The organism is Parvimonas sp. KA00067, assembly GCF_001553085.1.
GTDB classification, from domain to species: domain Bacteria; phylum Bacillota; class Clostridia; order Tissierellales; family Peptoniphilaceae; genus Parvimonas; species Parvimonas parva.
The window spans coordinates 148981-158041 of record NZ_KQ960151.1 but is presented as its reverse complement, the minus strand read 5'-3'; the positions used below and the strand labels follow the sequence as shown (position 1 = coordinate 158041).

Genomic DNA, 9061 nt, shown 5'->3' with positions numbered 1-9061 from the left:
TATCTGGGCATATAATATTCAATTTTTTCTTTAAATAAGTTTTCTTTTTATATAATTTTTATTTTTACATTTGATAGCTCATTCTCTCGTGCTTCGCACTAGACTAAGGCATTGCCTAAAAACAACTTCGTTGTTTTTGCCACTTCCTTATACCGACTTATCGCTATCTGGATATATTAATTATTAAATTTCAAGTCTTTATGTAAATGGCAGGGGTAGAAGGAATCGAACCCTCACCAGCGGTTTTGGAGACCGACATTCTACCGTTAAACTATACCCCTACAATATTAAATCCTTTATTTTAGCTCTATAAAATAATAGATATTTCTAAAATAGAAATATCTTGAGATAATTTGGTGGGCCTTCAGGGACTTGAACCCGGGACCTACCGGTTATGAGCCGGGCGCTCTAACCAACTGAGCTAAAGGCCCAAATTATTGGCGGAGAAAGAGGGATTTGAACCCTCGCATCCCGTAAAGGATCTACTCCCTTAGCAGGGGAGCCTCTTCAGCCACTTGAGTATTTCTCCATTGTGGCGGAGAGGGTGGGATTCGAACCCACGTGGGCTTGCACCCAAACGGTTTTCAAGACCGCCTCGTTATGACCACTTCGATACCTCTCCATGAATGGTGATCCATCGGGGATTCGAACCCCGGACACCCTGATTAAAAGTCAGGTGCTCTACCGACTGAGCTAATGAATCATAAAATTGGCTGGGGTAGCAGGACTCGAACCTGCGGAATGCTAGAGTCAAAGTCTAGTGCCTTACCGACTTGGCTATACCCCAAAGGTTGGCGCACCTAAGAGGATTCGAACCTCTGGCACACGGATTAGAAGTCCGTTGCTCTATCCAGCTGAGCTATAGGTGCAAAATGGAGCGGGTGAAGGGAATCGAACCCTCGCAACCAGCTTGGAAGGCTGGGGCTCTACCACTGAGCTACACCCGCATATACTCTCAAACTTTATGGTCTTAACAAATATTTAATTGGTGGAGGAGAGTGGATTCGAACCACTGAAAGCGCAGCTAACGGATTTACAGTCCGTCCCCTTTGGCCACTCGGGAACTCCTCCATAAAATCTACTATAAAGTAGATTGGAGCTGGTGGGAGGACTTGAACCCCTAACCTACTGATTACAAGTCAGTTGCTCTACCAATTGAGCTACACCAGCATATTGGCGACCTGGATGGGACTCGAACCCACGACCTCTAGCGTGACAGGCTAGCATTCTAACCAACTGAACTACCAGGCCGTATTTGGTGGGCACAATAGGGCTCGAACCTATGACCCCCTGCTTGTAAGGCAGATGCTCTCCCAACTGAGCTATGCGCCCAAATAAAAACCAATAAACCAATTAAAATATTAAATTGTAAAAACAAAGTGGTGACCCCACCGGGATTCGAACCCGGGTTACCGCCGTGAAAGGGCGATGTCTTAACCGCTTGACCATGGGGCCTTATCAATCAATCTCTGTTAAAATCGACTGCCTAATTATTATACATCATAACTTTTAACTTGTCAACACTTTTTAAAAAGTTTTTTTGATTTTTTTATCAATTACTTTCCGAAAAGCATCTCTCAAACAGTTACTTGGATATTATACACTTTATTTTTTTAGTTGTCAATACTTTTTTTAGAATTTTAAAAAATTTTTTAAAGTTCTAAATTCGGCTCAACATTTAATGTCAAATCACTTCTAGTTCCTGATATATATTCATAATAACCTGATGATGCAATCATAGCTGCATTGTCTGTACACAATATTTTATCAGGAAAATATGATTTAAAATTATTTTTTTTACACATTTTTTGTATTTCTTCCCTAAGTGTATTGTTTGCAGAAACTCCTCCGGATACAACAACTGTATCTAAATTTTTCTCTTTTAATAACTTCTCAGTCTTATAAATTAAAACGTCAAAAACCGCTCTTTGAAAACTTGCACATACATCTTCTTTTGAAATTTCTTCACCTTTTTGTCTTTTGCTATTCAAATAGTTTAATACTGCCGTTTTAAGTCCACTAAAACTGAAATTATAGCTGTCTTTATCTAACATTACCCTCGGAAAATCTATCGCATTTTCATTTCCAAGTTTAGCAAGTCTTTCAACTTCAGGACCTCCTGGATAATTCATACCAAGGCATCTTGCAACTTTGTCATAAGCCTCTCCACAAGCATCATCAATAGTTTTTCCAACAACTTCCATATCATTATAATCTTTAACATCTACTAAATAAGTATGTCCACCTGAAACTAAAAGGCAAATGAACGGAGGTTCCAATTCCTTATGAGTTATAAAAGTTGCACAAATATGCCCTTTCATATGATTAACTCCAATTAAAGGTTTTTTAGTTGCATAAGACAGAGCCTTCGCCTCTGAAATTCCAACAAGCAAAGCTCCAACAAGTCCCGGACCTTTTGTTACAGCTATGGCATCAACATCATTTAGAGTCATATTCGCTTTTTCTAAAGATTCTTTAACTATATTATTAATCGCCTCTAAATGCATTCTACTTGCAACCTCAGGAACAACTCCTCCAAATCTCTTATGCATATCTATTTGGGAAGAAATCACATTAGAAATAACCTCTCTCCCATTTTTCACAATGGCAACACTGGTTTCATCACAACTGCTTTCTATCGCCATAATCTTAACATCATTCATTACACTACCTCTTTTATCATCATATATCCATTTTCTTTTGGATTACTATAATAATCAACAATTTTTCTAATATTTACAAATCCACATTTTTCATACAATTTAATAGCCGGAATATTACTTTCTCTAACTTCAAGAAAAATCTTTTTTACATTACACCTTAATTCTTCTATAAAAAACTCCATAATTTTAAAAGCTATCTGTTTTTTTCTAAAATCTTTAGACACAACTATTTTATAAACCTCTGCCTCGTCTAAAACACAATTAAACAGAATATATCCCGCTATTTTCCCGTAATTTTCTGCAACTATAACTTTTTTACTTTCAATATATTCCAAATAAAACTTTTCATCAAAATTATTCGAAAAATTTTCTTCATCTAATAACAAAATATCCGAAATATCATTTGAATTTGCATATCTATATAAAATCATCTTATTTTTGCCTATTCTCCAAATCCCTTTGTGCCTGTGAAAGTCTTACATATTCAGGGCTAAGAGTAAAACAGTCTGAAATTTCTCCACTTTCAAATTTTTGTTTTCCAATAACACAAGCATTCCTTGAAATGCAACTGTTTAAACAAGCAGGTGCTATTTCAAAATTTTTGTTTTCCAAAATTCTATCTTTATATAAATTTATACAATCCCCTACAAAAACAAATTTTTCATTTTTATCAGAAAATTCCTCCAAAAGTTCATCAATAGTTAAAAGCGCAGGAGGTTCAATATTTTTATTACAAACACCCTCGTAAACACCATAATAAACTCTCTCCCCTCTAGCATCAATCAAAGGAATTTTCTTTTTATCCGAAAAAACTCCAAAAGAAAGAGCCTCAAGCGTATTAACAGCTACTATCGGCTTGTTTAAAGACATAGCAAGTGCTTTTATCGTAGTAACGCCTATTCTGATACCCGTAAAAGAACCGGGACCCGTAACTGCTACAAACAAATCTATTTCTTCTATATCCATATTCAATTTTTTAAGCATTTCATCAACCATAACAAGTAAAATTTCATTATGACTCATACTTTGACTTATACTAAAATCTCCAACAACAAAATCATCTTCCATAACAGCACAAGAGCTGTGAGTTGTTGAAGTATCTATCGCTAAAATTTTCATTACAATTCCTCTATAATTTCTAATTCTCTTTTATTATTTCCTTTAATTACAATTTTTCTTGAATTCTCGGAAATTTTTAAAATTTCAACCTCAACCAAATTTTTAGGTAATAAATATCCCGCCTTTTCAGCCCATTCTATAATAGTAACTCCATCCGGATAAAAATAATTTTCATAGTCTATCTGATAAAGCTCGTCAGGAAAATCAATTCTATATAAATCCATATGATTAAACTCAAACTTTCCGGAATACATATTGACCAAGTTAAAAGTCGGTGAAGTTATGTCCTCATTTATACCCAAACTTTCACCTAAAAATTTAGTAAAAGTAGTTTTACCCGCTCCTAAATCTCCAACCAAAGAGATTACATCGCCCTTTTTTAATGTTTTTGAAAATCTTTTAGAAAAATTATTACATTCTTCCAAAGAATTTAAAACTATTTCAAACAAATTCTTCCTCCTAAAACTAAAACATAAATTACATTTTATTATATCATAATTCCTTTTTGATAATTAAATTAATGTAATTATTATATCACAAAAACAACTTTTATAACAGTTTAAAGCACGCAAAAAGGAGATTTTTCAATCTCCTTTTTACCCAAAACTATTACTCAGAAATATTAATTTTTAAAACAACTTTTCCTGAAACAGTTGCAGGTTGTTTGTAATTTTTATTACCAAACGTATGTTCATAATTTTCAGCAACGATTTCATAAACTTCTTCAAATTTATTTTTATCTTGAACTTTAATCTTTATTTTGTTTTCATTAAAAATCAAATTGTTGTTTTTAATTATTTCTTCTTCGTTTACATTTTCTCCATCAAATTCTTCTATGGTGTTATTTTCCCAATCTTTTAACGGATTATCTATTTCTATAAAGCCACCTTTTATTTCGGTTTTTTTAACATTCACCGGAATTTCTAACTTTTCAAAACGAAACATTCTTGCTTTATCTTCGTCTTCAGTAGCATCTACTTCATTTCTTATGGCAAATTCTTTCATCCACTCAAAATCATCTTTTGAAATTTCATCTACAAACAAAGTATTTATTCCTTTAAGTTTTTTAACAAGTTCCATATAATTTACAAGAGCATTATTTTTATCAATATAAATTCTATGCAATTTTGGTAATTTTGTTAAAACTGAAATATCAGAAATTTTGTTATTTCTCAAATGTAGAGCCTCAAGATTTTTCAAACTTTCAAGTTTAGAAATATCAGAAATATTATTATCTCTTAAGTATAAAGTAACTAAATTTTGCATTTTTGATAAATCCGGCAAATTTGAAATCTTGTTGTTATCTAAATCTAATCTCACTAAACTAGACATATCCTTGATAAAAAATATATTTGTAATATTATTATCTTGCAAACTCAATTGCTTTAATTTTAAATTTTTAAATGGCAATACATTACTCAAGTCAGTTTGTGAAATAATAACTTTTTCTAAAGCAGTATTCTTTGAAAAATCTACTTCAGTAGGAAATTTTTCTTTTTTTGCGTTTTTATAATCTTGATTTTGATAAATAAATTGTTTCAATTTTGGAGTTTTAGTTAAGAAATCAAAATTCGTAACTTCTCTTTTTAAACTGGCACTATTAAGCATAATTTTAAATTCTTCTAAATTTTCAGCATATCTTAATGATTTAACCATTTTATCTGTAATATTTTTATCGATTATACTAAATGTTTTTAGCATTTTAAAATCTTCTTTAGTAAAATTTTTATCCTTTTTAGGTCGATTTGTCTTACTAAACTTTGCATTTGCCTCATCAGTTAAATTTGTATATTTCTCATCAAAATTATTATATTTGTTAAATAAATTGTAATAAAAGTCTTTATACTCTTCGGCAACAATTTCTTCAACTACATCAAATTTTAGCTTAATACTGTTGATAGTAAAGCCATAAGCTCCCTCAGCATCAGTTAATTTTACCACTAAATCAACTTCTTTTCCATTATTTTCAGCAATAGCATCATCTGAAATTTTTAAAGTAATTTTTTTAGTTTCCTTGTCATAACTTGCGTCAATACCCTTTATATTTGTGCTTGATTTTTCAAATACATTATATTCTTTCTCAAAAGCCTTAGCTATACTTTTACCTAATTCTTCTATTCCTAAATAAGGAGAACCAAAAGAAACTTCATTTGATTTTACATTCAAAGTTTCTCCAAGCGATACAGTTTGTCCTGCGTGTAGCATACTTCCAACACCTTCATTTAATGCTTTTTCCAATCTTTTGGCAATATAATCTTCAAGTCCTGTATAATTTTTAATTCTATTTCCTGACAAATCTAAATCTACAATCTTATCAAAATCTTTAAGAATAGAAACATCTTCAATTCTATTTGCAGAAATGTCTAAGAAGTCTAAGTTTTTCAAATCCTTTAGTGGAGAAATATCAGTAATTCCCTTTGAAATCTTTTTATGACTTTCATCTCCTTCAACAGTTACATTGTAATGCAAATCAAGTCCTTTTAGATTCGTTAAACCTGCAAGTGGTTTTAATTCTTCAATTAAATTATTATATAACTTCAAAAATTCAAGATTTTTTAAATTTTCCAAAGGTTTGATATCGACAATTCTATTTCTTTGAATCTCTAAATATTTTAATTTTGTTAAATCTTTAAGAGGACTAATATCAGAAATTTCATTTTCATTTAATTTTAATTTTTCAAGATTTTTTGCATATTCCAAACCTTTAATACTCTTTATTCCTCTAGTAACTGCAAATTTAAAATCTTTTGTCCCTTGTAAACTTTGAGGCTCTCCTAAAATTGACTTTTTGGGTTCATCATCTTTTTCTTCTTTACTCATTTTTATAGGAAAATGAGCCTTTCCATTTTCATCTAAGAAAAGAGATAATTCTGTTAAACTTTCCATTTCCTTAACAGTAACTTTTTGGTCGTCTGCTCTATCAAGACCTAAGTTTTTATTAATAACTTTTAATAACTTAGCATCTTCAATATCAACAAACTCATCTTTTTCTTCAGGTTTAGCTTTTTCAACTTTTTTAAGTTTTACATTTAATTTCAACACATTAGGAGTATTAGTATAATCTAAAGTATTTTCAAATTCAAAATTAACAACAAAATCTAAACTGCCTTTATTTAAATTTTCAACGGCTTTATCCGTTAAACTAAATTTCAATTTGCCATTTTCTAAAACTACTGTAATATCTTTATTTTCAGAAGAAACTTTTATTTTCTTATCTTTTGCAATATCTTCAAGACCAATAAATACATTATCTACTTCAAAAGTTTTTTCAGTGGACTCCAATTCTTTTTCAAAATCAATATTTTGATTGTGAATAATTTTTTCAGATAATCCTTTCTTTTCATTTAAAACTGTAAAATCTTTTACCTTATTTCCATCAATATGCACCTCAGTAAGTTCATTTAAGTTTTTAATTGCAGAAATATCTGAAACCACATTATTTGATAGACGCAAACTTGTAACCTTAACTAAGTCTTTTACAAAATTAATATCTGAAATTGAGTTGTTACTAAAATTTAATAATTGTAGATTAGTTAGCTTTGAAATAGCATTTAAATTTTCAATCTTATTATTTTGAACATATAGATTTTTTAAATTAAGCACATTTGCAAGAAATGCAACATCTTTTAACTCATTTTTTTCCAAATCTAACTCTTCAAGATTTACAAGTTTACTCAAATCTATATTTTTAAGATTATTTTTCTTTAAACTTAATTTTTTCAAATTTGTTAAATCATTCAAAACAGAAGTGTCTTTAAGAGCATTACTTCCCAAGTCCAAATCTTCCAAAACTTTTAAATTCTTTAAAGAGTCAATGTTTTCAATTTTATTACTATCAGCTCTAAAGTACAATAATTTTTCAAGATCTTTAACAGCATCAATACTAGAAATACTATTTGAATAAATATCTAAAAGTTTTAAATTTTTAAGATTTTTCAAAGCACCAATATCAGAAACTTTATTTACAGCAAAATCAAAGTTTTCTAAATTTTTAAGATTTTTCAAAGCACTAATATCAGAAATGTTGTTATGTGAAATATATAAACTCTTTAAATTTGTCAAATCCTTTAAAGGAGAAACATCAGATATTTCATTATGAGAAAGTCTTAACAATTCAAGCTTTTTAAGAGCAGAAAGTGGAGTTAAATCTTTAATAGCTCCCTCTGAATATCTTATTTCTTCGTCGTCATCAGGAATTTCTCCGGAAGAAATTGTAAGTGATTTTAAATTTTTACAAAATTCTAAACCTTTAATACTGCTAACTTCAATAATGTCATCTTCATTAGCATTCATTCCTCTTATACCAAGTGCTTCAATTTTTTCCAAATCACTCTTATATATATCATTTGAATTTTTATCTTTTCTATATGACTTATCAGTCAGTTTAAAGTTGTATTCTTTCATTTCCGCTTCAAAACTATCTTCGCCATTATAAGCATGTAACTTATCAAGGATAAATTTTTTCAAATTTGCATCTTCGATTTCAACAACTTTATCTTTTTCTTCCGGATTATTCGGAACACTCGGCTCATCAGGTTTTGTATCCGGTTTTGTATCTGGTTTTGTATCCGGTTTTGTATCCGGTTTTGTATCCGGTTTGTTTGGATTTATATCAGGTTTTGTATTATCTTTTTCATTTATTTTTCCAGATTCAACATCATTCCACATTAAAACCCCAACATAATCATAAAACTCATCGCTTATATTAATCTTTCCACCAACATCAACAGAATTTTTATAAATAACATCAGCATTTGTTGTATAAGTTAAAATTGAAGAGGCTAAAATTCCAGTTCCAATAGCGACTGACAACAATCTCTTAGCATTTCTCTTTTTAGAAACTAGAACACATATAGCACCCACCATTCCGGCAATAGCAATTGGTATGTAAATCTTATAAACCCCATCAACTCCAGTTTTTGAAAGTTTGCCTTTTTTTATTGAATGTTGAATAGCTTTTTCTATTTCGAATTTTAATTCTTTTTCATCTAAAACTCGTTTTTCTCCAGCCTTAACATTTCCAATTTCAATTTCTTTTCCACCAACAATTTTAAGCCCTTTAATATCTTCAGATTTTAATTTAACTCCGAACATATCCTTACTACTATTGTTTTCAATAGAAACTTTAAATGTTCCCTTATCATCTCCATTTAACTTTAAAACAATTCCATCTTTGTTATAAATTACCGTTTCGCCATCTGCATAGCTTATATTTTGTGAAAAAGAAAAACCACAAAGCAAAGCCAATGCCAATACACTTTTATTTTTCATAATTTACC

5 protein-coding genes and 13 tRNA genes are annotated in these 9061 nt (G+C 30.3%); all 18 read right to left on the bottom strand.

Annotated features, from left to right (window positions below):
- Positions 1-207: 207 nt before the first annotated feature.
- The 18 genes from HMPREF3181_RS06010 to HMPREF3181_RS05925 all read right to left on the bottom strand — a co-directional run bounded on the left by HMPREF3181_RS06010 (position 208) and on the right by HMPREF3181_RS05925 (position 9053).
- A tRNA-Trp gene (locus tag HMPREF3181_RS06010) sits at positions 208-281 on the bottom strand.
- A 73-nt stretch (positions 282-354) separates the two neighbouring features.
- Positions 355-431 (bottom strand) — tRNA-Ile (locus tag HMPREF3181_RS06005).
- A 7-nt stretch (positions 432-438) separates the two neighbouring features.
- Positions 439-529: transfer RNA gene (locus HMPREF3181_RS06000), tRNA-Ser, on the bottom strand.
- A gap of 4 nt (positions 530-533) precedes the next feature.
- Positions 534-622: transfer RNA gene (locus HMPREF3181_RS05995), tRNA-Ser, on the bottom strand.
- Between the two features lie 5 nt (positions 623-627).
- A tRNA-Lys gene (locus HMPREF3181_RS05990) sits at positions 628-703 on the bottom strand.
- 7 nt (positions 704-710) lie between these two features.
- Positions 711-787: transfer RNA gene (locus tag HMPREF3181_RS05985), tRNA-Gln, on the bottom strand.
- Positions 788-792: 5 nt separating this feature from the next.
- Positions 793-869, bottom strand: a tRNA-Arg gene (locus HMPREF3181_RS05980).
- Between the two features lie 4 nt (positions 870-873).
- Positions 874-947 (bottom strand) — tRNA-Gly (locus HMPREF3181_RS05975).
- 39 nt (positions 948-986) lie between these two features.
- A tRNA-Tyr gene (locus tag HMPREF3181_RS05970) sits at positions 987-1071 on the bottom strand.
- 23 nt (positions 1072-1094) lie between these two features.
- Positions 1095-1170, bottom strand: a tRNA-Thr gene (locus tag HMPREF3181_RS05965).
- Positions 1171-1174: 4 nt separating this feature from the next.
- Positions 1175-1251: transfer RNA gene (locus HMPREF3181_RS05960), tRNA-Asp, on the bottom strand.
- A gap of 5 nt (positions 1252-1256) precedes the next feature.
- Positions 1257-1332: transfer RNA gene (locus HMPREF3181_RS05955), tRNA-Val, on the bottom strand.
- Between the two features lie 48 nt (positions 1333-1380).
- Positions 1381-1455 (bottom strand) — tRNA-Glu (locus HMPREF3181_RS05950).
- Positions 1456-1652: 197 nt separating this feature from the next.
- Positions 1653-2663 (bottom strand): tRNA (adenosine(37)-N6)-threonylcarbamoyltransferase complex transferase subunit TsaD, encoded by a 1011-nt coding sequence (gene tsaD, locus HMPREF3181_RS05945; protein WP_068474458.1) that lies wholly within the window; start codon positions 2661-2663, stop codon positions 1653-1655.
- The gene (gene rimI / locus HMPREF3181_RS05940; RefSeq protein WP_068474456.1) at positions 2663-3094 is read right to left on the bottom strand and encodes a ribosomal protein S18-alanine N-acetyltransferase; all 432 of its coding nucleotides are present in this window, start codon (positions 3092-3094) and stop codon (positions 2663-2665) included. Before rimI ends, tsaD begins: the two co-directional genes overlap by 1 nt.
- A gap of 1 nt (position 3095) precedes the next feature.
- Positions 3096-3782, bottom strand: coding sequence for a tRNA (adenosine(37)-N6)-threonylcarbamoyltransferase complex dimerization subunit type 1 TsaB (gene tsaB, locus HMPREF3181_RS05935; protein WP_068474454.1), 687 nt, complete (start codon positions 3780-3782; stop codon positions 3096-3098).
- Positions 3782-4231, bottom strand: coding sequence for a tRNA (adenosine(37)-N6)-threonylcarbamoyltransferase complex ATPase subunit type 1 TsaE (gene tsaE, locus HMPREF3181_RS05930; protein WP_068474450.1), 450 nt, complete (start codon positions 4229-4231; stop codon positions 3782-3784). The genes tsaB and tsaE overlap by 1 nt, the downstream gene beginning before the upstream one ends.
- Positions 4232-4391: 160 nt before the next feature.
- Entirely contained in the window at positions 4392-9053 is a 4662-nt protein-coding gene (locus tag HMPREF3181_RS05925; protein WP_082713923.1) for a leucine-rich repeat domain-containing protein, read from the bottom strand.
- Positions 9054-9061: the final 8 nt, after the last annotated feature.

Excerpts from the sequence above, each read along its gene's own strand:
- tsaD (WP_068474458.1), bottom strand. The coding sequence starts at position 2,663 with ATGAATGATGTTAAGATTATGGCGATAGAAAGCAGTTGTGATGAAACC.
- rimI (WP_068474456.1), bottom strand. The coding sequence starts at position 3,094 with ATGATTTTATATAGATATGCAAATTCAAATGATATTTCGGATATTTTG.
- tsaB (WP_068474454.1), bottom strand. The coding sequence starts at position 3,782 with ATGAAAATTTTAGCGATAGATACTTCAACAACTCACAGCTCTTGTGCT.
- HMPREF3181_RS05925 (WP_082713923.1), bottom strand. The coding sequence starts at position 9,053 with ATGAAAAATAAAAGTGTATTGGCATTGGCTTTGCTTTGTGGTTTTTCT.